Genomic DNA, 24207 nt, shown 5'->3' on the forward strand with positions numbered 1-24207 from the left:
GATGTGGCGATTCGTTCACCCGCGAGGCTGAATCTCCCCATGTTCGGTTTTCTCAAGCGCAAGAAGAAGCAGGAAGAACAGCAGGATCCCCAGACGTCCCCGGAACCCCAGGCCGAGCACGAGGCGCCGGACGACGGTGCCCCGTCTGGCGGGGCGCCGGACGAGGCCGGGGCGGCCTCGGACACGGCGGTGGAATCGCAGATGGCGCCTGAGCGGGAGGCGGCGCTCACCGAGACGCGCGAGGCCGAGCCGACTCCCGAGGCCGAACCGACCCCCGAGCCCGAGCCGACCCCCGAGCCCGAGCCCGCGGCGAAGGCCGAGCTGCAGGAGAAGCCTCGTGGCGAGGAGAAGCCGGGCTGGTTCTCGCGGATGCGCTCGGGCCTCGGCAAGACCCGCGCCAACCTGACCGAGGGGCTCGCCGGCCTCTTCCTCGGGCGCAAGCAGATCGACGACGACCTGATGGAGGAACTCGAGACCCAGCTGCTGATGGCGGACGTGGGCATCGAGGCCACCACCGAGATCATCGACCGCCTCACCGAGCGCGTCTCCCGCAAGGAGCTCAAGGACCCCGAGGCTCTCTACAAGGCCCTCCAGGACGAACTCGCCACCTTGCTCGACGGCGTCACCCATCCGCTGGCACTGCCGCCCAAGGGCGAGGGCCCCTTCGTGATCCTGGTGGTCGGCGTCAATGGCGTGGGCAAGACCACCACCATCGGCAAGCTCACCCAGCGCTTCCAGCGCGAGGGGCGCAGCGTGATGCTGGCGGCCGGCGATACCTTCCGCGCCGCCGCCGTGGAGCAGCTCAAGGTCTGGGGTGAGCGCAACGACGTGCCGGTAATCGCCCAGCACACCGGCGCCGACAGTGCCTCGGTGGTCTACGATGCCCTGGCCGCGGCCCGAGCCCGCGGCGTCGACGTGCTGATCGCCGATACCGCCGGTCGCCTGCACAACAAGGCGCACCTGATGGAGGAGCTCAAGAAGGTGCGCCGGGTGATGGGCAAGCTCGACGACCAGGCTCCCCACGAGGTGATGCTGGTGCTCGATGCCGGCACCGGCCAGAACGCCCTGTCCCAGGCCGCCACCTTCAACGAGGCGGTCCCCGTTACCGGGATTACCCTGACCAAGCTCGACGGCACCGCCAAGGGTGGCATCATCTTCGCCCTGGCCCAGCAGCTGGGCACGCCGATCCGCTTCATTGGGGTGGGCGAGTCGCTGGATGACCTGCGGCCCTTCGTCGCCCGGGAGTTCGTCGACGCCCTCTTCGATCGAGACGACGCGACGGCATGATCGCCTTCGAGCACGTCGGCAAGCGCTATGGCGGGCGCTTCGAGGCGCTCGCCCATCTCGACTTCCGGGTCCGCCGCGGCGAGATGGTCTTCCTCACCGGCCACTCGGGGGCCGGCAAGAGTTCGCTGCTGCGCCTGATCATGCGCCTCGAGCGGCCCAGCCGCGGCCGCATCCTGGTGGCCGGGCACGACATCGACCGGCTCCACCACAGCCAGGTGCCCTTCTACCGGCGCCAGATCGGCGTGGTCTTCCAGGATCACCAGCTGCTCTTCGACCGCTCCATCTACCACAACGTGGCCCTGCCGCTGGAGATCCAGGGCGTGGAGCCCCGGGAGGCGGCTCGCCGGGTGCGCGCGGCGCTGGACAAGGTCGGGCTGCTGCATCGCGAGAAGGCGCTGCCCATCGAGCTCTCCGGCGGCGAGCAGCAGCGGGTGGGCATTGCCCGGGCGGTGGTCAACAAGCCGGCCCTGCTGCTGGCCGACGAACCCACCGGCAACCTGGATCCCCAGCTCTCGGCGGACATCATGAGGCTGTTCGAGGACTTTCACCGCATCGGCACCACGGTGATGATCGCCAGCCACGACCTGGCGCTGATCGCCCGGCTGCGCCACCGCACGCTGCGCCTGCACGAGGGTCGCCTGGTGGCCGACGAGGAGGCCGCATGAGTCGTGACTCTGCCCCTACCCGCGGCGCTCGCACGCAGCGCGCCACCACTGGCAGCCGCTGGCGCGCCTGGTTGCGCCATCATCGCGCCATGGCCCTGGACAGCGCCCGTCGGCTGCTGCGCCACCCCTTGGGCAGCCTGCTGACCATGCTGGCGATCGCCATCGCTCTGGTGCTTCCGGCCGGGCTCTGGCTGGCCCTGGACGGCGCCCGGTTGCTGGATGCCGAACTCGACGAAAGCGCGAGCCTGACGGTCTACCTGGCGCCGCAGGTCGAGGCCGCCGAGGCCACGCGCATCGAGCAGGCGCTGGCGGCCCGGCCGGGCGTCGCCGAGACTCGCCTGATCACCGCCGCAGAGGGCATGGCCGAGTTCCAGCAGGCGCTGGGCCTGGAGGATGCCCTGACCCGGCTGCCCGACAACCCGCTGCCGGCCAGTGTCGTGGTGCACCCCGTCGCAACCGCCCCGGCCGCAGTGCGCGACCTGGCGGAAAGCCTGGAGGAGGTCGTCGGTATCGAGGAGGTCCGGCTCGACCTGGCCTGGCTCGAGCGCCTGCGTCACCTGGCCGAGCTGGGGCGCCGCGTCACCCTGGGGCTCGCCGTGCTGTTCGGCCTGGGCGTGTTGCTGGTGGTGGGCAACACCATCCGCCTGGCGGTAGAGAACCGCCGCCAGGAGATCGAGGTGGTGACCCTGATCGGCGCCACCCATCCCTTCGTGCGCCGTCCCTTCCTGTACAGCGGCGCCTGGTTCGGCCTGGGCGGCGGCCTGCTGGCCTGGGGGTTGCTGACCCTGGGCAGCGACTGGCTGGCCACCCCGGTGTCGGCCCTGGCGGCCAGCTACGGGGCGAGCTACTCCCTGCCGCGCCTGGGGGTGTCGGGCTCGGCAATACTGCTGGCCTGTAGTACACTACTCGGCTGGCTGGGTGCCTGGATCGCCGTCAATCGCCATCTGGCACAGATCCGCCCCCGCTAGTGACAGCGCCCCGGGATCGGGGCTATTGTCGGAACCAAATCGAGCTCTCGCCGTCAAAGGCGGCGACTGCGGATACCACACACGGGCTTCGATGGAGACAACCTGCACATGAGCACCAGTCTTCTGCCGGTGGGACACCTTTCCCCGGGCCACGACCTCAACGGTTATATCCAGGCGGTGAACGGCATTCCCATGCTCACCGTCGAGGAGGAGCGTGAGCTGGCCTACCGCCTGCACGACGAGGGCGACCTCGAGGCGGCCCGCCGCCTGGTGCTATCGCACCTGCGCTTCGTCGTGCATATCGCGCGGAGCTACTCCGGCTATGGCCTGGCCCAGGCGGACCTGATCCAGGAAGGCAATGTCGGCCTGATGAAGGCGGTCAAGCGCTTCGATCCCAATCAGGGCGTGCGCCTGGTGTCCTTCGCCGTGCACTGGATCAAGGCCGAGATCCATGAGTTCGTGCTGCGCAACTGGCGCATCGTCAAGATCGCCACCACCAAGGCCCAGCGCAAGCTGTTCTTCAACCTGCGCAGCGCCAAGAAGCGCCTGGCCTGGCTGAACAGCGACGAGGTCGAGGCCATCGCCAAGGACCTCGACGTCAAGCCGGAGGTGGTACGCGAGATGGAGGGGCGGCTGTCGGCCCACGACGCCGGCTTCGATGCCGCGCCGGGCGAGGACGAGGAGTCCGCCTACCAGGCCCCGGTCCACTACCTCGATGATGCCAGCCAGGACCCGGCCACCCAGCTCGAGGACAGCGACTGGGAGGAGGATGCCACCCGTCGCCTGCAGGTAGCCCTCGAGGGCCTGGACGAGCGTTCCCGGGATATCCTCCAGCGCCGCTGGCTGAGCGACGACAAGTCGACCCTGCACGACCTGGCCGACGTCTACGGCGTGTCCGCCGAACGCATTCGCCAGCTCGAGAAGAACGCCATGAAGAAGATTCGCCAGCATATCGGCGACACCCTGGCGGCCTGATCCCGGTCGCGTCAGCGCCCGCCTCCGGCAAGATAAGCCCCGGCCACTGGCCGGGGCTTTTGCGTTGCGGAGGCGCTCAGGCGGTCTGGGCCGCCTCGCGCATCAGCCTGGCCGAGAGTACCGGCCACTGGTCGTCCCAGTGCTCGGTGGGCCGCCGGCGGAAGTCGCTGCGCACGTACTGGGAGATGCGTCCCTCTGCCTGGGCGATCAGCAGGTTGGCCGCGGCCGGGATCGGCAGGGTGGGCCTCAGGCCCTCGCGCAGCTCGGCCTCGCGCAGGACCTGCTTGAGCTGCGTCTCCAGGCGCTCGAAGAGCTGGTGGATGCGCAGCCGCAGGCGAGCCGTCTCGCCGGTCAGGGCGTCGCCGCCCAGCAGGCGTGACAGCCCCGGGTTCTTCTCGGCGAAGGCCAGCACCAGGGTCAGGATCTGTCCGCAGCGGGGGAGTGCCTCGGGGACCTCCTCGAGGATGCGGCTGATGCGTTCGAACAGCGTCTGCTCGATGAACTCGATGAGTCCCTCGAACATCCGCGCCTTGCTGGGAAAGTGGCGGTAGAGGGCGGCCTCCGAGACGCCGACCTGGCGAGCCAGGGCGGCGATGGTGATACGCTTGCCGCTGTCTTCCTCCAGCATCATGGCCAGCCCCTGGAGGATCTGCTCCCGGCGGCTGGGGGTGGTTTCCTGCGTCATGTTGGCTTTTCTTATGGTGGTTGCGATGGGCCGGCCTTAGCCGGCCGGCGTGTCTTCCCGTCGGGCGTTGGTGATCAGGGTGCCAACCCCGGCGTTGGTGAAGATCTCCAGCAGGGTGGCATGGGGCACCCGGCCGTCGACGATATGGGCGCTCGCCACGCCGCCCTTTACGGCGTCCAATGCGCAGCGGATCTTCGGCAGCATGCCGCCATGGATGGTGCCGTCGGCGATCAGGGCGTCCACCTGGCCGGTGGTCAGCCCGGTGAGCACCTCGCCGTCGGCATTCATCAGACCGGCGACGTTGGTCAGCAGCATGAGCTTTTCGGCGTCCAGGGCCTCGGCCACCTTGCCGGCCACCAGGTCGGCGTTGATGTTGTAGCTGCGCCCGGCGTCATCGACCCCGATCGGGGCGATCACCGGGATGAAGTCCCGGGCCGCCAGCATCTCGATGAGGTCGGTGGAGATGTGCTCCACCTCGCCCACGTGGCCGATATCGATGATCTCCGGGGCGGTCATCTCCGGGCTCTGGTGTTCCACCTTGAGCTGGCGGGCCCGGATCTGGGCGCCGTCCTTGCCGGTCAGGCCGATGGCCTTGCCGCCACACTGGTTGATCAGGTTGACGATGCCCTTGTTGACCAGACCGCCGAGCACCATTTCCACCACGTCCATGGTCTCGGCGTCGGTGACCCGCATGCCGTTGACGAAGCGCGACTCGATCTTGAGCTTCTCCAGCAGGTCGCCGATCTGCGGGCCTCCGCCATGTACCACCACCGGATTGATGCCGACCTCCTTCATCAGCACCATGTCGCGGGCGAAGGAGTCGATCAGGGTGTCTTCGGTCATGGCATTGCCGCCATACTTCACCACCACGGTCTTGCCGGAGAAGCGCTGGATGTAGGGCAGTGCCTCGGAGAGCACCTCCACCACCTGGCGCGGGTCGCGGGTCTGTTCGGTCATGTCGGGTTCCCTTGGTCTCGTCTCTTGGAGGGCCGCGTTACAGCGGCAGCTCGAGCTCCGGCGCCACCTGCTCGAGGGCCGCGGCGAAGCGGCCACGGATCCGGGCGAGTGCCGCGTCGTCCTTGCCCTCGAAGCGCAGCACCAGTACCGGCGTGGTGTTGGACGCGCGGCACAGGCCCCAGCCGTCCGGATAGTCGACCCGGATGCCGTCCAGGGTCGTCTTGACGCCGTCCTCGCCGAAGTCGCCTTCGCGGGCCAGGCGGTCCACCAGGTCGAACTTGGTCTCGTCGGTTACCGTGATGTTGATCTCGGGAGTGCCGATGTCCTGGGGGTAGCGGTCGAAGAAGGTGTCGGCATCGTCGCCCTGCCGCGACAGGATCTCCAGCAGCCGGGCGGCGCCGTAGAGGCCGTCATCGAAGCCGTACCAGCGCTCCTTGAAAAAGATGTGGCCGCTCATCTCGCCGGCGAGCTGGGCCCCCGTCTCCTTCATGCGCGCCTTGATCAGCGAGTGGCCGGTGCGCCACATCTCCGGCGTGCCGCCGGCCGCGTCGATCACTCTGGCCAGGTTGCCGGTGCACTTGACGTCGAAGATCACGCGGGCGTCGCGATTCCGCGACAGCATGTCCTCGGCGAAGGCCATCATCAGGTGGTCCGGATAGATCAGCTTGCCGCTGGGCGTGATCACGCCCAGGCGGTCGCCGTCGCCGTCGAAGGCCAGGCCGATGTCGGCGCCGGTCTCCTGGACGGTGCGGATCAGGTCCTCGAGGTTCTCCGGCTTGCCGGGATCCGGATGGTGGTTGGGGAAGGTGCCGTCGATCTCGGCGAACAGCGGCACCGTCTCGGCACCCAGGCGCTCGACCAGTTGCGGGCCCAGTTCGCCGGCCACGCCGTTGCCGCAGTCCACCACCGCCTTGAGCGGCCGGGCCAGGCTGACGTCGCCGAGGATGCGCTGCAGATAGGCCTCGCGCACGTCTTCCTCGCGGACCTCGCCCTGGCCTTGGACCAGGTCGTCTTCCTGGAGGCGGCGGTACAGGGCGGTGATCGCCTCGCCGGAGAGGGTCTCGCCGCCGAGCACGATCTTGAAGCCGTTGTAGTCGGGCGGGTTGTGGCTACCGGTGACCATCACCCCCGACGTGGTGCCTTCCAGCACGTGGGTGGCGTAATAGAGCACCGGCGTGGGGACCATGCCGATATCGATCACCTCGCAGCCGGTGGCGGTCAGGCCGCGGGTCAGGGCAGCGAGCATGCGGCGTCCGGAGAGGCGTCCGTCCCTGGCGACGATCACCGAGGACTCGCCGCGGGCCCGGGCCTCGCTGCCGATGGCGCGACCAATGGTCTCGACGCCGGGCTCGGTGAGGGTGTCGTCGACGATCCCGCGGATGTCGTAGGCGCGGAAGATCGAGGGGGGCACGGTGGTGGTGGTATCTGGCGTCATATCATTGATTCCTGTTGCGGAGCGCTGTGGCTCAGTGTCGTCCCGAACTGCCGAAGCCGTCGTCGCCGCGCACGCTGGCGTTAAAGTCGTCGACGACCTGGAGTTCGGCCTGCACCACAGGAACAAGCACATACTGTGCCAACCGCTCGAAGGGCTCCACCGTGAAGGGCGTCGAGCCACGGTTCCAGACCGAGATCATCAGCTCGCCCTGGTAGTCGGAGTCGATCAGGCCAACCAGATTGCCGAGCACGATGCCGTGCTTGTGGCCCAGCCCCGAGCGGGGCAGGATCATCCCGGCGAGCCCCGGGTCGGCGATATGGATGGCCAGGCCGGTGCGGACCAGTTCGCAGTCGCCCGGCGCGAGCACCAGGGGAGCGTCGAGCAGGGCGCGCAGGTCCATGCCGGCGGAGCCGGTGGTGGCATAGTGGGGCAGGTGGTCGCGCAGGCGCTCGTCGAGCAGCTTGACGGCGAGGCGAGGACGGTCGGGGATCGTCGGCATTGCGGGCATCCAGGGTAGGGGGCGTGTCGTCAGGGGGAGTCGGCGGCGCGCAGCCGGGCCAGCGCCTGGCGGACCACGGCCAGGGCCAGCTGCGATTTCGGTTGGGGCGGCAGCGAAAGCTGGTCGGTGGCCCCGGCATCGCGCCACAGCAGCAAGGCGGCGTTGTCGTCGGCGCCGAAGCCCAGGCCGGCCCGGGACACGTCATTGGCCACCACCATGTCGAGGCTCTTGCGGGCGAGCTTGTCCCGGGCGTAGGCCTCCAGATCGCGGGTCTCCGCGGCAAAGCCGACCACGTAGGGACGATCCTCACGGGCGGCGATGCTGGCGATGATGTCGGGATTCTTGACCAGGTGAAGGGTCAACGTGTCCTCGCCCTCGCGCTTCTTCATCTTGTGCGCGGCGGGAGTCTCGGCCCGGTAGTCGGCGACGGCGGCGCAGCCGATGAAGAGGTTGCACTGCGGGGCCAGCCGGTGGGCCGTGTCATGCATTTCCTGGGCGCTTTCCACGTCATGGCGCTCCACTCCCGCGGGGGTGGGCAGTGCCACGGGGCCGCTGATCAGCAAAACGCGGGCGCCCAGGGCGGCGGCGGCGGCGGCCAGGGCGAAGCCCATCTTGCCCGAGCTGTGGTTGGAGAGATAGCGCACCGGATCGAGGGGCTCCCGCGTCGGGCCTGCCGTGATCACCACGGTCAGGCCAGCGGCGTCCCGTGGCGGCGGGGCGGCCAGCGCCGCCAGGATGGCGTCGGGTTCCAGCATGCGCCCGGGGCCCACGTCCCCGCAGGCCTGGTCGCCGCTGTCCGGGCCGAGCAGTCGCCAGCCGTCCTCGGTCAGGCGGCGGGCGTTGCGCACGGTGGCCGGCTGGCGCCACATCGCCTGGTTCATGGCAGGGGCCATGACCTTCTCGGCATCGCTGGCCAGGCAGAGCGTGGTCAGCAGATCGTCGGCATGGCCATGGGCCAGGCGTGCCATCAGGTCGGCGGTGGCCGGGGCGATCAGCACCAGGTCAGCCCAGCGTGCCAGCTCGATATGGCCCATGCCGGCCTCGGCCTCGGGGTCGAGCAGCGAGGTGCGCACCGGCTCGCCGGTCAGGGCCTGCAGGGTCAGCGGGGTGATAAAGGCCTGGGCGCCCTCGGTCATGACCACGCGCACTTCATGGCCCGCCTGCTTGAGCAGGCGAGCCAGCTGGGCGCTCTTGTAGGCGGCGATGCCGGCGCTGATGCCGAGCAGTATGCGGCGACCCTCGCCAGGGCGGCCGGCGCTCCGGTGGCCGGGCGATAGCGACATAAGGCGTTGTCCGAGCGGAAATCCGGTTGACTACTTTACCATTCGCCGGGGGGCTTGCGTAGCCACCGCCCGGCGCCGGGCGGCTACACTGGGGGCGAGCACGCCGGGCGAGGCAAGGAGGCTGTATGTCGATTCGCGACTGGCCGGAGGGTGAGCGGCCACGGGAGAAGCTGCTGGCGCTGGGGGCCGAGGCCCTGTCCGACGCCGAGCTGCTGGCGATCTTCCTGCGCGTCGGGGTGACGGGGCGCTCGGCGGTGGACCTGGCCCGGGACCTGCTGTCGGCCTTCGGTGGCCTGCGTCCCCTGCTGGAGGCCGACCGGGCGAGGTTCTGTGCCCAGCGCGGCCTTGGTCAGGCCAAGTTCGTGCAGCTGCAGGCGGTCATGGAGCTCTCCCGGCGCCACCTGGCCAGCCGGCTCGACCGCGACGCGGCCCTGACCTCGCCGGAGCTGGTGCGTAGCTACCTGGCCTCGCGGCTTCGCCACCTGGGGCACGAGGAGTTCGCCGCCCTCTTCCTCGACAGCCAGCACCGGGTGATCCGCTACGAGTCGCTGTTCCGCGGGACCCTGGACAGTGCCTCGGTCTATCCCCGGGAGGTCGCCCGCCGCGCCCTGGAGCTGGGGGCCGGCGCCATCATCTTCGCCCACAACCATCCCTCCGGGGTGGCCGAGCCCAGCGACGCCGACCGGCGCATCACCGCACGGCTCACGGAGGCGCTGAGCCTGTTCGAGATCCGGGTGCTGGACCATTTCGTGGTGGGGGATGGCGAGGTGGTGTCCTTTGCCGAGCGGGGGCTGTTATAATAGCGCGCATCGCTTGTCTGGCCCGGCCGACTCTGGTATAAAGTGCAGCCTTTGAATTCCCTTGGGTCAAATGACAACGGGGTAGTCCCGGTTTGCCCGACAGGTTTTGAACAACTCGCCAAGCGGTTGGAGGCTCTCATGTCCAAAGTATGTCAGGTTACCGGCAAGCGCCCGGTGACTGGTAACAACGTTTCACACTCCCAGCGCAAGACGCGTCGTCGTTTCGTGCCCAACCTGCACAGCCATCGGTTCTGGGTGGAGTCCGAGAAGCGCTTCGTTCGCCTGCGCGTCTCCTCCAAGGGCATGCGCATCATCGACAAGAAGGGCATCGAGGCGGTGCTCAGCGACATTCGCAAGCGCGGCGAAGCCGTCTAAGCGACCCCGAAGGGAGAAGACTCATGCGTGACAAGATCAGAATGGTGTCCAGCGCCGGTACCGGCCACTTCTACACCACCGACAAGAACAAGCGGAACACTCCGGACAAGCTCGAGATGAAGAAGTACGATCCGGTGGTCCGCAAGCACGTGATGTACAAGGAAGCCAAGATCAAGTAATCCGGGAACTCTGCGGTTTCCCGTGATCGCTTCCGCCGCAGGCCCTCGCCTGTCCGCCTGAACCCGGCCCGATGGTCGGGTTCTTGCGTAGTGTCCCCGAGCCGGAAGACTGTCCATGCCCGAGCTGCCCGAAGTCGAGACCACCCGGCGCGGCATCGCCCCCCATGTGGAGGGGCGCGAGATCGTCGAGGTTGTCGTGCGCCAGTCGCGCCTGCGCCTGCCGGTGCCCGACGACCTGGTCGAGCGGCTGGTGGGCGCGCGCATCGGTGCCCTGTCGCGGCGGGCCAAGTACCTGCTGGTGCCGGTGCAGGCAGGGGAGGCGGCGGCCAGCCTGCTCTGGCACCTGGGGATGTCCGGCAGCCTGCGAATCGCGCGGCTCGGCGAGCTCCCCAAGAAGCACGACCATGTCGACCTGGTGCTCGATGACGGCGCCATCCTGCGCTATCACGATCCGCGCCGCTTCGGCTTCGTCGACTGGCTCCAGGGCGATGCGGCCCATGATCCGCGCCTGGCCCGCTTGGGGCCCGAGCCGCTGTCCGAGGCCTTCGACGGCGCGCGGCTGCACGCCCTGTCCCGCGGCCGTCGCCTGGCCGTGAAGCCGTTCCTGATGGACAATGCCGTGGTGGTGGGGGTCGGCAACATCTATGCCGCCGAGGCGCTGTTCCTCGCCGGCATCGACCCGCGCCGCGCCGCCGGGCGCATCTCCCTGGCGCGCTACGAGCGGCTGGCGGCGGCGGTCCGCGAGGTGCTGGCCGCCGCCATCACCCAGGGCGGCACCACCCTGCGCGACTTCGTCGGCGGCACCGGCGAGCCCGGCTACTTCGCCCAGCGGCTCAATGTCTATGGCCGCGACGGCGCGCCCTGCCGGCGCTGCGGCGCCGAGCTGCGCCTGGTGACCCTGGGGCAGCGGGCCAGCGTCTTCTGCGCCGCGTGCCAGCGCTGAGTCGGTCGCCGTTGCGCCTCCGGCCCCTATCCGATTTCCTCGAGAGTTTTTGATGACTGCCCTACGCTCCCTGCGCCTGAAGAAGCATGCCGACCGCCGCCTCAAGGCGGGCCACCTGTGGCTCTATTCCAACGAGGTCGATACTGACGCCACGCCGCTCAAGGCGTTTGCACCCGGCGAGCAGGCGGTAGTGGAGGCCGCCAACGGCAAGCCCATGGGCGTGGCCTACGTCAATTCCCACTCGCTGATCTGCGCGCGCCTGGTGTCCCGGGACCCGGCCACCGGTCTCGATCGCTCGCTGCTGGTGCACCGGCTGAATCAGGCCCTGGCGCTGCGCCAGCGGCTCTTCGACAAGCCCTTCTATCGCCTGGTGCACGGCGAGGGCGACCTGCTGCCGGGCCTGATCATCGACCGCTTCGACGACGTCCTGGTGGTGCAGCTCAATACCGCCGGCATGCAGGCGGCCCTCGAGCCGCTCATGGACGCCCTCGACAAGGTGCTCGCGCCGCGGGTGGTGGTGCTGCGTAACGACACCGGCGGTCGCCGCCAGGAGGGCCTGGAGAGTCACGTCGAGGTAGTGAAGGGCGAGTTGCCGGAGGCGGTGCTGCTCGAGGAGAACGGCGTGCGCTTCGCCGTGCCGGTGCTCGACGGCCAGAAGACCGGCTGGTTCTATGACCACCGGGTCAACCGCGCCTGGCTGAACGGCCTGGTGGCCGGCAAGCGGGTGCTGGACCTGTTCAGCTATGTGGGCGGCTGGGGCGTGCAGGCCGCCGCCCACGGCGCCAGTGAGGTGCTGTGCGTGGACGCCAGCGCCGGGGCCCTCGAGCAGGTCGCCGAGAATGCCGCCCTCAACGGCCTGCACGAGCAGGTGGCGGTGGGCGAGGGCGATGCCTTCGAGGCCCTGGCCGCGCTCAAGGCCGATGGCGAGCAGTTCGACGTGGTGATCCTCGATCCGCCGGCCTTCATCAAGAAGCGCAAGGACATCCCCGCCGGCGAGCGTGCCTACGGCAAGCTCAACCGCGAGGCGATGCGCCTACTGGGCCGCGATGGCCTGCTGCTCTCGGCCTCGTGCTCGATGCACCTGGCCCCGGAGCGCCTGGTCGACGTCGTGCGTGGCGCCGCGCGCCACCAGGATCGCCATGGCCAGATCCTCTTCCAGGGGCATCAGGGGGCGGATCACCCCGTGCACCCGGCGATTCCCGAGACGTCCTATCTCAAGGCGCTGGGCGTCCGCGTCTTCCGCGATTAGGAGAGAGCGGGGCGGCACCCGGCCAGAGGGCATTCGCCGGTGACCCGCTGCCGTGTCGATGCCATGAGTGATTTCGACTTTGTTCGCGTCTTCGCCCACTCGAATCCGCTGCTGGTGAGCCATATGGCCAACCTGCTGGAAGCGGCCGGGGTGCCGGTCGAGCGACGCAACCTGACCCTCGGTGGGGGGGCCGGGGAGCTGCCCCCGGGCGAGTGCGAGCCCGAGGTCTGGGTGGCGCCGCACAACCGGGCCAGGGCCGAGCGACTGATACGCCAGGCCCAGGCCGAGGAGGACTCGCGGCCGGCCTGGGTCTGCCCCGGCTGCGGCGAGCGTCTCGAGGCGGCCTTCGACACCTGCTGGCAATGCGGCGGCCGCCGGCCATGAGCACTGCCTCACGCCCCCTGATCGTCATGTCCGTGGAGGGACTGCTGCCATGGCCTGGGACCTGCCCGACCCCTTCCTGATCGAGATCGACGTCGAGGCGGCCGCCATCGACGCCTTTGGTCATGCCAACAACGCCGAGTACCTGCGCTGGGTGGAACAGGCCAGCTGGGCCCACTCCGCTTGGCTGGGGCTGGGCCTGGCTCGTTACCGGGCGCTGGACCGGGCCATGGCGGTGCATCGCCACGAGCTCGACTACCTGGCGCCGGCCTTCGAGGGGGACCGCCTGCGGCTGGCCACCTGGATCGTCGCCTGCGACGGGCGCCTGACCCTGACGCGTCGCTTCCAGCTGCGGCGTCCCGCCGACGGTCGCACCCTGATGCGGGCCCGCACGCGCTATGCCTGTATCGCCCTGTCCAGCGGCCGGCCGCGCCGCCTGCCCGAGGCCTTCCTGGCTGGCTATGGCCCGGCGCTGGTCGATGAGTCGCCGGCAACCTGATGTCTTTCTGTATGGTGAGGTATATTCAGAGGGATGTCCGGTATTTTTGCGCTTGTATCTAATATTTTTTTGTTTTTCTCCCGTGATCTCATCGTGATTGTTCTGTTGTGCTGTAATGAGGAGACGAGTCACCCTCATCCAACAATCAAGCACCGGAGGACCTCCCATGAAGATCGCCGTTCCCAAGGAAATCAAGAACCATGAATACCGTGTCGCCCTGACCCCCAGCGGTGCCCGCGAGCTGGTCGGTCGTGGCCATGTGGTGACCGTCCAGGCCGGTGCCGGTGAAGGGGCCGGCTTCCGCGATGGCGACTACGAGGCTGCCGGGGCGCGCCTGGAGGCCGACGTGGCCAAGGTCTGGAGCGAGGCCGAGCTGATCCTCAAGGTCAAGGAGCCCCAGCCCGAGGAGGTCGCCCGCCTCTCCCGGGGCCAGACCCTGTTCACCTATCTCCACCTGGCCGCCGAGGAACCGCTGACCCGCGGGCTGATGGAGAGCGGCGCCACCTGCATCGCCTACGAGACCATCACCGCGCCCCAGGGCGGGCTGCCGCTGCTGGCGCCGATGAGCACCGTGGCCGGCCGCATGGCCGTCCAGGCCGGGGCTCACAGCCTCGAGAAGGCCCAGGGCGGTGCCGGGGTGCTGTTGCCCGGCGTGCCCGGCGTCGCGCCGGCCAGGGTCACCGTGATCGGTGGCGGCGTGGTCGGCGAGAACGCCGCCCGCATGGCCCTGGGCCTGGGCGCCGAGGTCACCGTGCTCGACAAGTCGATCCCGCGTCTCGAGGCCCTGGATGACCGCTATCAGGGCCGCATGAAGACCGTCTTTTCCACTGCCGACGCCCTGGAGGAAGCGGTGCGCGAGTCCGATCTGATCATCGGTGCCGTGCTGGTCCCCGGCGCTGCCGCCCCCAAGCTGATCACCCGCGCCATGCTCGCCGACATGAAGCCGGGCAGCGTGCTGGTGGACGTGGCGATCGACCAGGGCGGCTGCTTCGAGACCAGCAAGCCCACCACCCATGCCGAGCCGACCTATGTGGTGGATGGCGTGGTGCACTACTGCGTGGCCAACATGCCGGGGGCCGTGGCGCGTACCTCCACCCAGGCCCTGACCAATGCCACCATGCCCTTCGTCACCGCCCTGGCCGACAAGGGCTGGAAGCAGGCGCTGGCCGACGACAGCCACTTCGCCGCCGGCCTCAATGTCCACGAGGGGCAGGTGACCTACCAGGCCGTGGCGGATGCCTTCGACCTCGAGTACGTGGAGGCCGCCAAGCTGATCGGCTGAGGCCGGGCCGGCAAGCGCCGGGGCCCCGAGGGGGCCCCGGCCTTTCCGCAATCCGCCAGCGCTATCGCACTCAGTGGTGGTGCTCGGGGATGATCCGGCGACAGGCCTCGGTGTTGCGGGCCACCGAGGAGTCGCGTCCCGCCCTTCCCCGGGTGTTGCCGACGTCCTGCGGCGCTGCAGGGCCAAGGGCCAACCCGATCGGTGGGGGCCGCCTCACGCCTGGCGCTGGACCTTCTCTCCGATCTCTCCCGCGGCGCCCATCGCAGCGCCCAGCCGGGGTGGTCCCGGGCAGGTCGCCTTGGCCGGGGCGCCGCGTTACCATAGCGGGCATTCGAGAGTCAGCAGAGTCCCGCTTTCATGACCGCATCGTCCGACAAGACCCGTGTCCTCACGGGCATCACCACTACCGGTACCCCCCACCTGGGCAACTACGTCGGCGCCATCAAGCCGGCGATCGCCGCCAGCCAGGATCCGAGCGTCCAGTCCTACTACTTCCTCGCCGACCTGCATGCCCTGATCAAGTGCCAGGATCCCCGGCGCGTCGAGGCGTCACGCCTGGAGATCGCCGCCACCTGGCTGGCCCTGGGCCTGGACACCGACAACGCCATCTTCTATCGCCAGTCGGACATTCCCGAGATCCCCGAGCTGACCTGGATGCTCTCCTGCGTCTGCGCCAAGGGGCTGATGAACCGCGCCCATGCCTACAAGGCGGCGGTGGCCGAGAACGAGGAGGCCGGCAACCAGGACCCCGACCGCGGCATCACCATGGGGCTGTTCGGCTATCCGGTGCTGATGGCGGCGGACATCCTGATGTTCAACGCGCACCGCGTGCCGGTGGGGCGCGATCAGATCCAGCACATCGAGATGGCCCGCGACATGGCCGGGCGCTTCAATCACCTCTACAAGGGCCAGTACTTCGCTCAGCCCGAGGCGGTGGTGGACGAGCGGGTCCAGGTGCTGAACGGCCTGGACGGGCGCAAGATGTCCAAGAGCTACGAGAACACCATCCCGCTGTTCGTCTCCGAGAAGAAGCTGCTCAAGCTGGTGCGCAAGATCAAGACCAACTCGCTGGAGCCCGGCGAGCCCAAGGATCCCGACACCTGCACGCTCTTCCAGATCTACTCGGCCTTCGCCACGGCCGAGGAAACCGCGGCCATGCGCAGCGAGTACGAGGCCGGCATCGGCTGGGGCGAGGCCAAGAACCGCGTCTTCGAGTACCTCAATGCCCACCTGCGCGAGCCCCGCGAGCGCTACCAGGCGCTGCTGGAGGATCCCGGGCACATCGAGGCCGTGCTCCGCCAGGGCGCCGACCGTGCCCGCTCCGAGGCCGCGCCCTTCATGGATCGCCTGCGGCATGCCGTGGGCCTGGGGCGTTTCGTCTAGTCTGGAAGATGCCAGGTCCCGCGATGCCCCGGTCTGCATGGCCGGGGCATCGGCGTGGTAGAGTAGCCACCAAGGTGCCTTAGAGCATCACGGCCCGGATTCCCGACACAGCTGAGACGATTATGACCATTGACGCCAAGCGCCCCCTCTATGTGCCCTATGCCGGGCCCCCCCTGCTCGAGATGCCGCTGCTCAACAAGGGGAGTGCCTTCACCCGAGAGGAACGACTGGAGTTCAATCTGATCGGCCTGCTGCCCCAGAACGTCGAGACCATCGAGGAGCAGGCGGAGCGTGCCTACCGGCAGTACCGCCAGTGCCAGACCGACCTGGATCGCCATATCTACCTGCGGGCCATCCAGGACGACAACGAGACCCTCTACTTCCGGCTGGTCAGCGAGCATCTCGAGGAGATGCTGCCGATCATCTATACCCCCACGGTGGGGCAGGCCTGCGAGGAGTTCTCCAACATCTATCGCAACCACCGCGGCCTGTTCATCGCCTACCCCGACCGGGACCGCATGGACGACATCCTGCGCAGCGCCACCAAGGACAACGTCAAGGTGATTGTGGTCACCGACGGCGAGCGCATCCTCGGCCTGGGCGACCAGGGCATCGGCGGCATGGGAATCCCCATCGGCAAGCTCTCGCTTTACACCGCCTGCGGCGGCATCAGCCCGGCCTATACCCTGCCGATCATGCTCGACGTGGGGACCAACAACCAGGCCCTGCTCGACGATCCCATGTACATGGGGTGGCGCCACCCACGCATCTCCCAGGAGGAGTATGACGCCTTCATGGCCGACTTCATCGCAGCGGTGAAGCGTCGCTGGCCCAAGGTGCTGCTGCAGTTCGAGGACTTCGCTCAGGCCAATGCCATGCCGCTGCTCGAGCGCTACCGCGACGAGCTGTGCTGCTTCAACGATGATATCCAGGGGACCGCCTCGGTCTGCCTGGGGACCCTGATGGCGGCCTGCCAGGCGCGGGGCGAGGGCGTGGCCGACCAGCGGGTGGTGTTCGTGGGGGCGGGCTCCGCCGGCTGCGGCATCGCCGAGCAGGTGGTGGTGGCCATGCAGGCGGAGGGGCTGACGGAGGCCGAGGCCCGCAAGCGCATCTTCATGGTCGACCGGGAAGGCCTGGTGACCAGCGAACAGGGCTGGCTGCGTGACTTCCAGCGCCGGTTGGCCCAGGCCCCGTCGCTGGTGGCCGACTGGGACGGCCAGTCGCTGCTCGAGGTGGTCAGACAGGTCAAGCCGACGGTGCTGCTCGGCGTGTGCGGCCAGCAGGGCATCTTCACCGAGGAGGTGATCCGCACCATGCACGCGAGCTGTCACTCGCCGCTGGTGATGCCGCTCTCCAACCCTACCTCCCGGGCCGAGGCCTTGCCGGAGGACGTGATCCGCTGGACCGATGGCCAGGCCATGGTGGCCTCCGGCAGTCCCTTCCCGCCGGTGGAATACCAGGGCAAGCGCTATCCCGTCGCCCAGTGCAACAATGCCTATATCTTCCCCGGGATCGGCCTCGGTGTGGTGGCGGCCGGCGCCAAGCGAGTCACCGATGCCATGCTGATGTCGGCCTCCCGGGCGCTGGCCCGGGAGGCGCCGGTGGCCAAGACCGGCCAGGGGGCGGTGCTGCCGGCCCTGTCGGACATTCGCGAGCTGTCCAAGGCCATCGCCTTCGAGGTGGCGGCCCAGGCCCAGCAGGAGGGCGTGGCGCTGAAGTCCGACGGCCCGTCCCTGCGCCGGGCGATCGAGCGCAACAGCTGGTCGCCGGAGTACCGCCGCTATCGCCGACGCTCGTTCTGAGCCCCGCGTCGCCTGGCGACGATAAAACGCCCCGCCGGTGGTCCGGCGGGGCGTTTTCGTGTCACGGGCGGCCCAGGCCGCCCGCTCGTCGACCGCGTCAGGCCGAGCCGATCATCTTGCGCAGCACATAGTGGAGGATGCCGCCGTGGCGGTAGTACTCCAGCTCATTGGCGGTATCAATGCGGCACAGGGCCTCGAGGGTCTTCTGGCCCTTGGCGCTCTCGATGGTCACCTCGACCTTGCCGCCCGGGGTCAGCTCGCCGAGCCCCGTCACCGAGACCCGCTCGTCGCCGGTCAGGCCCAGGGTCTGGCGGCTCTCGCCCTCGAGGAACTGCAGCGGCACCACGCCCATGCCGATCAGGTTGGAGCGGTGGATGCGCTCGAAGGACTCGGCGAGCACCGCCTGCACGCCGAGCAGCCGGGTGCCCTTGGCGGCCCAGTCGCGGCTGGAACCGGTGCCGTACTCCTTGCCGGCGATCACCACCAGGGGGGTGCCTTCGTCCTTGTACTGCATGGCCGCATCGTAGATGGCCATCTGTTCGCCGGAAGGCACGTGGCGGGTCTCGCCGCCGACCACGCCATCGAGCATCTCGTTCTTGATGCGCACGTTGGCAAAGGTGCCGCGCATCATCACCTCATGGTTGCCGCGCCGCGAGCCGTAGGAGTTGAAGTCCACCGGTTTGACGCCGCGCTCCTGCAGGTAGCGTCCGGCGGGGCTGTCGGGCTTGATGGCGCCTGCCGGCGAAATGTGGTCGGTGGTCACCGAGTCGCCGAGCAGGGCCAGGATATGGGCGTCCTGCACGTCCTCCACTGCCTCGGGCGTCCGGCCCATGCCCTCGAAGAAGGGCGGGTGCTGGATATAGGTGGAGTCCGCGGACCACTGGTAGACCTGGCTCCGGGGCACCTCGAGCCCTTTCCAGGTCTCGTCGCCCTCGAAGACCTCGGCGTATTCCTTGCGGAACATCTCGGTCTTGACCTGCTCGACCGCCTCGGCGATCTCGGCCTGGGAGGGCCAGACGTCCTTGAGAAAGACGGGCTTGCCGTGGCGGTCCACCCCCAGCGGCTCCCGGGCCAGATCCTTCTGGACATTGCCGGCCAGCGCATAGGCCACCACCAGAGGCGGCGAGGCCAGCCAGTTGGTCTTGACCAGGGGATGGATGCGGCCCTCGAAGTTGCGGTTGCCGGACAGCACCGAGGCCACCGTCAGGTCGCCGTCGGTGATGGCCTGCTCGATGGGCTCGGGCAGGGGGCCGGAGTTGCCGATGCAGGTGGTGCAGCCATAACCCACCAGGTTGAAGCCCAGGGCGTCCAGGTCGTCCTGCACGCCGCCGGCGGCCAGGTAGTCGGTGACTACCTTGGACCCGGGGGCCAGGGAGGTCTTGACCCAGGGCTTGGTGTCGAGCCCGCGCTCCCGGGCGTTACGGGCCAGCAGCCCGGCGGCCAGCATCACGCTGGGGTTGGAGGTGTTGGTGCAGGAGGTGATGGCGGCGATCACCACGGCACCCGGGTCGAGACGGAAGGCCTCGCCGTCCAGGCTGACCTCCTGGCTGTCGTGGTGCACGTAGCTCTCCTCGACGCCCACCGCCGTCTGGCCGCCCTCGGAGAACAGCCGGCCCTTGTCTTCGGCGGAAGTCGGGGTCTTGCCATCGTCGTCCATGACCTTGGCGAAGGCCGCGGGCATGTCCTGCAGGGCGACCCGGTCCTGGGGCCGCTTGGGACCGGCCAGGCTGGCCTCGACCTCGCCCATGTCCAGCGCCAGGGTGTCGCTGTAGATGGGCTCGTGGCCGGGCTCGCGCCACAGGCCCTGGGCCTTGCAGTAGGCCTCGACCAGCGCGACCTGGTCGTCGTCGCGACCGGTCAGGCGCATGTAACGCAGCGTCTCGTCGTCCACCGGGAAGAAGGCGCAGGTGGCCCCGAACTCCGGCGACATGTTGGCGATGGTGGCGCGGTCGGCCAGCGGCAGGTCCTTGAGGCCGTCGCCGTAGAACTCGACGAACTTGCCCACCACGCCCCGGTTGCGCAGCATCTGGGTCACCGTCAGCACCAGGTCGGTGGCGGTGATGCCCTCGCGGAGCTTGCCGGTGAGCTTGAAGCCCACCACTTCGGGAATCAGCATCGACACCGGCTGGCCAAGCATCGCCGCCTCGGCCTCGATGCCGCCCACCCCCCAGCCCAGCACGCCCAGGCCGTTGATCATGGTGGTGTGGGAATCCGTGCCGACCAGGGTGTCGGGATAGGCCAGGGTCTTGTCATTCTCCTGCTTGGTCCACACCGTCTTGCCCAGGTACTCCAGGTTGACCTGGTGGCAGATGCCGGTGCCGGGGGGCACCACGCGGAAGTTGTCGAAGGCCTGCTGGCCCCAGCGCAGGAACTCGTAGCGCTCCCGGTTGCGCTCCATTTCGATGGCGACGTTGTCCTTGAAGGCACTGGCGTTGCCGAACTCGTCGACCATCACCGAGTGGTCGATGACCAGGTCCACCGGCGAGAGGGGATTGATCCGCGACGGCTCCTCGCCCAGGGACTCGACGGCGGCCCGCATGGAGGCGAGGTCCACCACGCCTGGCACGCCGGTGAAGTCCTGCATCAGCACCCGGGCCGGGCGGTAGCCGATCTCCCGGCTGGAGGCGGCGTCGCGCTGCCAGTCAACCAGGGCCTGCATGTCGTCGCGGGAGACGCCCTCCTGGTCGGCGAAGCGCAGCTGGTTCTCCAGCAGGATCTTCAGCGTCATCGGCAGGCGATCGATGTTCCCGAGGGCCTCGGCGGCCTTCGCCAGGCTGTGATAGTGGTAGGTCGTGCCGGCGGCCTCGAGGGTCTGCAGGGTATCCGGTGTGGACTCGGTACTCATGGTGTCCTCCTTTCGCGGGGAGAGTGAGCGAACCATCCTGGTCCTGATGAGATTACATGGTCATGATAGAAGCCGTTTTCAACGGCTGCGTCGGCCGCGTTGCGCTGCCGTCCCCTTGAAATGCCGGCTGCCACGCCCCATATTCGCAGGCTGCGACACAAGCCCGGGAGGTCCCGTGCACGAGGAAGAGCTCGACAGTCGGACGGTTCGCTGTCCCTATTGCGACACGGCCTTCGACCTGCAGGTGGATGCCTCCCAGGGCAGTCATGCGACCTGGGAGGACTGCCCGTGCTGCTGTGCGCCGATTCAGCTGCGCATCGAGGTCTCGCCGGTGAGCGGCGAACTCGAGTCGGTAACCCTGGGTCGCGATGACGACGTGCTGTGAGCGGCCCGGATTGGGCGATAACCGACACGATAGATTTTCACTATCCGTGCCATTGAGCAGGCCAAGTGGCGCGGCGGGGCGACCTGTCCTAGCGTAGGTGGCCCTCTACCCTTCACCATCGGGTATCATCAACACTCATATAGGAGATCTGCATGAGCGTACTGGTTGGACGTCAAGCCCCTGACTTCGAAGCTGCCGCCGTCCTCGGCAACGGCGAGATCGTCGACAACTTCAAGCTCTCCGACAGCAACGGCAAGCTCCGCGTGCTGTTCTTCTGGCCGCTGGACTTCACCTTCGTCTGCCCGTCGGAGATCATTGCCCACGACAACCGTCTGGCGCAGTTCAAGGAGCTCGGCGTCGAGGTGATCGGTGTCTCCATCGATTCCCAGTTCACCCACCACGCCTGGCGCCTGACCGCGCCGGAGAAGGGCGGCATTGGTGAGGTCGGCTTCCCGATCGTGGCCGACGTCAAGCACGAGATCACCCAGGCCTACGGCATCGAGCATCCGGAAGCCGGCGTCGCCATGCGCGGCTCCTTCCTGATCGACGAGAACGGCATCGTCCAGCACCAGGTAGTCAACAACCTGCCGCTGGGCCGCAACGTCGACGAGATGCTGCGCATGGTCAAGGCCCTGCAGTTCCACCAGCAGAACGGCGAAGTCTGCCCGGCCGGCTGGGACGAAGGCCAGGAAGGCATGAAGGACACCGCCGAGGGTGTCGCCAAGTACCTGGGCAGCCACGCCGAGGCGCTCTAAGCAGCGCGCCGGCGTCATGGGGGCGGCCTGCGGGCCGCCCCTTTCGTCGCTTCACCGCCCAGCGGCCTGGGCGATGCCGGCCCGCGGTCGCCATCGCCGAGCCCGTTGTCCCGTCTTTCCCTTTCCAGAGTTGCGAGGTCCCCATGAGCGAAGCGCGCCACGAACGCCTGATCATCCTCGGTTCCGGACCGGCCGGCTACACGGCCGCCGTCTATGCCGCCCGGGCCAACCTCAAGCCGTTGCTGATCACCGGCATGCAGGCCGGTGGCCAGCTGACCACCACCACCGACGTGGACAACTGGCCGGGCGACGATATCGGCGTGCAGGGCCCGGAGCTGATGGAGCGCATGAAGCGCCATGCCGAGCGCTTCGATACCGAGGTGCTGTTCGACCATATCCACGAGGTCGAGCTGCGCGACAAGCCCTTCACCCTGAAGGGCGACAACGGCACCTATACCTGCGATGCGCTGATCATCGCTACCGGCGCCAGTGCTCGCTACCTGGGGCTCGAGTCCGAACAGAAGTTCATGGGCCAGGGGGTCTCGGCCTGCGCCACCTGTGACGGCTTCTTCTACCGCAACCAGGAAGTCGTGGTGGTGGGCGGCGGCAACACCGCCGTGGAAGAGGCGCTGTACCTTTCCAACATTGCCGCCAAGGTGACCCTGGTGCATCGCCGCGACAGCCTGCGCGCCGAGAAGATCCTGCAGGACAAGCTGTTCGAGAAGGCACAGAACGGCAACGTCGAGCTGATCTGGAACCATACTCTCGACGAGGTGCTGGGTGACAGCACCGGCGTGACCGGGGCTCGACTCAAGTCCACCCAGGACGGCAGTACCCGAGAGCTCGACGCCCCCGGGGTGTTCATCGCCATCGGCCATAGCCCCAACACCGGTATCTTCGAGGGCCAGCTGGACATGGCCGGCGGCTACATCAGGGTGAAGTCCGGCCTCGAGGGCAATGCCACGGCCACCAGCGTGCCCGGGGTCTTCGCCGCCGGCGACGTCATGGATCACGTCTATCGCCAGGCGGTGACTTCGGCGGGCAGTGGCTGCATGGCGGCCCTGGACGCCGAGCGCTACCTGGACGAACTGTAAACCAGCGACAAGGTGCAAGGAGCAAGCGACAAGGAGCCGCTTTGATGACGAGCGGGAAGGAGCATGAGACAAGGAACCCCCTTGTCTCCGCGTAGCTGCTGCTGCCTTGCTCCTTGCTCCGCGGGGTTAATAGTGCGGCGGCACCTCGTCCTGTGGGTGAGGTGCCGCCGCTTCGTCGTCCTGGCGGGCCTGTTGCTGCTCGCGGATCTTCTGCTGCATCAGTTCGCTGAGGCGCTCGAGGTGCATCAGGCGACGCTCCTGGTGCGCGACCGCCCGGTCGAGGGTGTCGAGCCAGTCCTCCTGGTGAGCGATGCGACTCTCCAGGGCCTCCAGCCGGCTGTCAAGGGTGGAGGGCGTGTCATCATCGCGCATGATAGAATCCTTATGCTGTGTGCCACCGTTCATCGTGGTACCGGCCTGTCCCGTGCAGTCGGGTCGAGGGCGTCGCCAGGTGCCTCGGCCCCGAGACTTCCTTTACTACGACAAGAGAGCATCCAAGGTTTATGAATCGAAAGGTCGTGTTTCGCTGCAGTATCATCAGCCTGCTGCTGGCCGCGCCGGCCCCGCTGCTGATTGCCCTGTGCATCCATCTCACCGGTGGCGTGCTGTCCCGTGAGCTATTTGCCAGCCTCGAGGTGGGCGGCGTGGCCGTGGTCTATATCGCCGCGGCGGTGGCTGTCTTCCTGCTGTTGCTGGTCGCCACCCTGGCAGTCAACGCCCTGACCCCGCAACTGGTCAATCTGGCGGAGGTCGAGGACGACGACCGCGAGATCGGTGAGGTCAAGTGGTTCAACGTCAACAAGGGTTATGGTTTTATCACCCGCGACAGCGGCGAGGACGTCTTCGTCCATTTCCGCGCCATCCGCGGTCGTGGCCACCGCACCCTCGCCGAGGGCCAGAAGGTGCGCTACCACGTGTCACGCAACGAGCGGGGGCTGCAGGCCGACGACGTCACCGTCATTACTTGAATCGAAGCGCCTGACCATCACTCGGCAGCAACTCGCCCGTGCTCACCGAATCTCGCCGACTGATTTGATGGTCTCTCACGAACGACGCCCCGCTCCTGCGGGGCGTCGGCGTTTTCGGGCTAGCGACCCGAGTCCGGCCAGTCGATGGCGCTCTCGCTGCCGTCCGGCAAGACCTGCAGGAAGCGGTCGGGGTCGTCGCCGGGCTGCCAGCCGCCCAGCGAGCAGCGTACCTCGCAGCCCAGGGTCGCGGCGGCCTCGCGGGCGAGGTCGGCGTCGGTGGGCCAGGGGGTGTGGGGGCTGTCGAGCCACAGGCTGGCGAAGCCGTCGGCGGCCTGGGCCACCAGCAGCACCGGGATATCGTCGCCCCCGCCGTGGCCCCGGGTACGCCAGCGGTGCTTGCCGGCGGGAGCCAGGGGCTCGGCGCCAAGGGCCTCGCCGAGCCAGCGGCTCAGGGCCTCCAGGTTGGCGGTGGCCAGGTAGATCTCGATGTCGGGGTAGCGTTCCATGGCGACC

The 24207-nt window shown here is 68.3% G+C and carries 26 protein-coding genes; 18 read left to right on the top strand and 8 right to left on the bottom strand.

Annotated elements, in window-relative coordinates; all coding sequences use genetic code 11:
- Window positions 1–39 precede the first annotated feature (39 nt).
- The 4 genes from ftsY to rpoH all read left to right on the top strand — a co-directional run bounded on the left by ftsY (window position 40) and on the right by rpoH (window position 3895).
- The gene (gene ftsY / locus EKG36_RS10630; protein WP_126483853.1) at window positions 40–1287 is read left to right on the top strand and encodes a signal recognition particle-docking protein FtsY; all 1248 of its coding nucleotides are present in this window, start codon (window positions 40–42) and stop codon (window positions 1285–1287) included.
- Window positions 1284–1952 carry a cell division ATP-binding protein FtsE gene (gene ftsE, locus EKG36_RS10635; RefSeq protein WP_126483855.1) on the top strand — a complete coding sequence of 223 codons (669 nt, stop codon included), beginning with the start codon at window positions 1284–1286 and terminating at the stop codon, window positions 1950–1952. The genes ftsY and ftsE overlap by 4 nt, the downstream gene beginning before the upstream one ends.
- A complete protein-coding gene (gene ftsX / locus EKG36_RS10640; protein ID WP_126483858.1) occupies window positions 1949–2920 on the top strand; it encodes a permease-like cell division protein FtsX in 972 nt (323 codons plus the stop codon). Before ftsE ends, ftsX begins: the two co-directional genes overlap by 4 nt.
- Before the next feature lie 108 nt (window positions 2921–3028).
- Window positions 3029–3895 carry an RNA polymerase sigma factor RpoH gene (rpoH, locus tag EKG36_RS10645; RefSeq protein ID WP_126483860.1) on the top strand — a complete coding sequence of 289 codons (867 nt, stop codon included), beginning with the start codon at window positions 3029–3031 and terminating at the stop codon, window positions 3893–3895.
- Between the two features lie 76 nt (window positions 3896–3971).
- Here rpoH and slmA read toward each other — a convergent pair whose 3' ends face one another.
- The 5 genes from slmA to coaBC are packed head-to-tail and all read right to left on the bottom strand — an operon-like array spanning window position 3972 to window position 8754.
- A complete protein-coding gene (gene slmA, locus EKG36_RS10650; RefSeq protein ID WP_126483862.1) occupies window positions 3972–4580 on the bottom strand; it encodes a nucleoid occlusion factor SlmA in 609 nt (202 codons plus the stop codon).
- 36 nt (window positions 4581–4616) lie between these two features.
- Window positions 4617–5537, bottom strand: coding sequence for an acetylglutamate kinase (gene argB, locus EKG36_RS10655; protein WP_126483864.1), 921 nt, complete (start codon window positions 5535–5537; stop codon window positions 4617–4619).
- Between the two features lie 37 nt (window positions 5538–5574).
- Complete coding sequence (locus EKG36_RS10660; RefSeq protein WP_126483866.1) at window positions 5575–6972, bottom strand: phosphomannomutase/phosphoglucomutase; 1398 nt, start codon at window positions 6970–6972, stop codon at window positions 5575–5577.
- Window positions 6973–7003: 31 nt separating this feature from the next.
- Window positions 7004–7471, bottom strand: a complete 468-nt coding sequence (dut, locus tag EKG36_RS10665; protein WP_126483868.1) for a dUTP diphosphatase — start codon at window positions 7469–7471, stop codon at window positions 7004–7006.
- A 29-nt stretch (window positions 7472–7500) separates the two neighbouring features.
- Complete coding sequence (gene coaBC, locus EKG36_RS10670; RefSeq protein WP_126483870.1) at window positions 7501–8754, bottom strand: bifunctional phosphopantothenoylcysteine decarboxylase/phosphopantothenate--cysteine ligase CoaBC; 1254 nt, start codon at window positions 8752–8754, stop codon at window positions 7501–7503.
- A gap of 125 nt (window positions 8755–8879) precedes the next feature.
- Between coaBC and radC the strand changes: the two genes are divergently transcribed.
- From radC to EKG36_RS10720, 10 genes are all read left to right on the top strand, one after another.
- A complete protein-coding gene (gene radC / locus EKG36_RS10675; protein ID WP_126483873.1) occupies window positions 8880–9554 on the top strand; it encodes a RadC family protein in 675 nt (224 codons plus the stop codon).
- Between the two features lie 138 nt (window positions 9555–9692).
- Window positions 9693–9929, top strand: coding sequence for a 50S ribosomal protein L28 (gene rpmB, locus EKG36_RS10680; RefSeq protein ID WP_126483875.1), 237 nt, complete (start codon window positions 9693–9695; stop codon window positions 9927–9929).
- A 23-nt stretch (window positions 9930–9952) separates the two neighbouring features.
- The gene (gene rpmG, locus EKG36_RS10685) at window positions 9953–10108 is read left to right on the top strand and encodes a 50S ribosomal protein L33 (RefSeq protein WP_097790452.1); all 156 of its coding nucleotides are present in this window, start codon (window positions 9953–9955) and stop codon (window positions 10106–10108) included.
- A gap of 115 nt (window positions 10109–10223) precedes the next feature.
- Window positions 10224–11051, top strand: coding sequence for a bifunctional DNA-formamidopyrimidine glycosylase/DNA-(apurinic or apyrimidinic site) lyase (gene mutM / locus EKG36_RS10690; protein ID WP_126483877.1), 828 nt, complete (start codon window positions 10224–10226; stop codon window positions 11049–11051).
- Between the two features lie 52 nt (window positions 11052–11103).
- On the top strand, window positions 11104–12300 hold the full coding sequence (locus tag EKG36_RS10695) for a class I SAM-dependent rRNA methyltransferase (RefSeq protein ID WP_126483879.1): 1197 nt from the start codon (window positions 11104–11106) through the stop codon (window positions 12298–12300).
- A 63-nt stretch (window positions 12301–12363) separates the two neighbouring features.
- On the top strand, window positions 12364–12684 hold the full coding sequence (locus EKG36_RS10700) for a putative signal transducing protein (RefSeq protein WP_126483881.1): 321 nt from the start codon (window positions 12364–12366) through the stop codon (window positions 12682–12684).
- Window positions 12685–12733: 49 nt separating this feature from the next.
- Window positions 12734–13180, top strand: a complete 447-nt coding sequence (locus tag EKG36_RS10705; protein WP_126483883.1) for an acyl-CoA thioesterase — start codon at window positions 12734–12736, stop codon at window positions 13178–13180.
- A gap of 166 nt (window positions 13181–13346) precedes the next feature.
- Window positions 13347–14462, top strand: a complete 1116-nt coding sequence (gene ald / locus EKG36_RS10710) for an alanine dehydrogenase (RefSeq protein ID WP_126483885.1) — start codon at window positions 13347–13349, stop codon at window positions 14460–14462.
- A 357-nt stretch (window positions 14463–14819) separates the two neighbouring features.
- Window positions 14820–15845 (top strand): tryptophan--tRNA ligase, encoded by a 1026-nt coding sequence (trpS, locus tag EKG36_RS10715; RefSeq protein ID WP_126483887.1) that lies wholly within the window; start codon window positions 14820–14822, stop codon window positions 15843–15845.
- 122 nt (window positions 15846–15967) lie between these two features.
- Entirely contained in the window at window positions 15968–17647 is a 1680-nt protein-coding gene (locus EKG36_RS10720; RefSeq protein WP_126483889.1) for an NAD-dependent malic enzyme, read from the top strand.
- Window positions 17648–17744: 97 nt separating this feature from the next.
- On the opposite strand, the gene acnA is transcribed toward EKG36_RS10720, so the two are convergent.
- A complete protein-coding gene (gene acnA, locus EKG36_RS10725; protein WP_126483892.1) occupies window positions 17745–20492 on the bottom strand; it encodes an aconitate hydratase AcnA in 2748 nt (915 codons plus the stop codon).
- Window positions 20493–20667: 175 nt separating this feature from the next.
- Here acnA and EKG36_RS10730 point away from each other — a divergent pair, with 175 nt between their 5' ends.
- The 3 genes from EKG36_RS10730 to trxB all read left to right on the top strand — a co-directional run bounded on the left by EKG36_RS10730 (window position 20668) and on the right by trxB (window position 22726).
- A complete protein-coding gene (locus EKG36_RS10730) occupies window positions 20668–20877 on the top strand; it encodes a zinc ribbon domain-containing protein (RefSeq protein ID WP_126483894.1) in 210 nt (69 codons plus the stop codon).
- A gap of 152 nt (window positions 20878–21029) precedes the next feature.
- Entirely contained in the window at window positions 21030–21632 is a 603-nt protein-coding gene (locus EKG36_RS10735) for a peroxiredoxin (RefSeq protein ID WP_126483896.1), read from the top strand.
- Window positions 21633–21775: 143 nt separating this feature from the next.
- Window positions 21776–22726: a thioredoxin-disulfide reductase gene (trxB, locus tag EKG36_RS10740; RefSeq protein WP_126483898.1), complete on the top strand. Its 951-nt coding sequence runs from the start codon at window positions 21776–21778 to the stop codon at window positions 22724–22726.
- A 126-nt stretch (window positions 22727–22852) separates the two neighbouring features.
- Here the strand turns inward: trxB and EKG36_RS10745 are convergent, their stop codons facing one another.
- The gene (locus tag EKG36_RS10745) at window positions 22853–23098 is read right to left on the bottom strand and encodes a SlyX family protein (RefSeq protein ID WP_126483900.1); all 246 of its coding nucleotides are present in this window, start codon (window positions 23096–23098) and stop codon (window positions 22853–22855) included.
- A gap of 131 nt (window positions 23099–23229) precedes the next feature.
- Between EKG36_RS10745 and EKG36_RS20940 the strand changes: the two genes are divergently transcribed.
- A complete protein-coding gene (locus EKG36_RS20940; protein WP_281274426.1) occupies window positions 23230–23694 on the top strand; it encodes a cold-shock protein in 465 nt (154 codons plus the stop codon).
- Window positions 23695–23813: 119 nt separating this feature from the next.
- On the opposite strand, the gene EKG36_RS10755 is transcribed toward EKG36_RS20940, so the two are convergent.
- The gene (locus EKG36_RS10755) at window positions 23814–24200 is read right to left on the bottom strand and encodes a hypothetical protein (RefSeq protein ID WP_126483902.1); all 387 of its coding nucleotides are present in this window, start codon (window positions 24198–24200) and stop codon (window positions 23814–23816) included.
- Window positions 24201–24207: the final 7 nt, after the last annotated feature.

Source organism: Halomonas nitroreducens, assembly GCF_003966155.1.
Lineage (GTDB): Bacteria > Pseudomonadota > Gammaproteobacteria > Pseudomonadales > Halomonadaceae > Halomonas > Halomonas nitroreducens.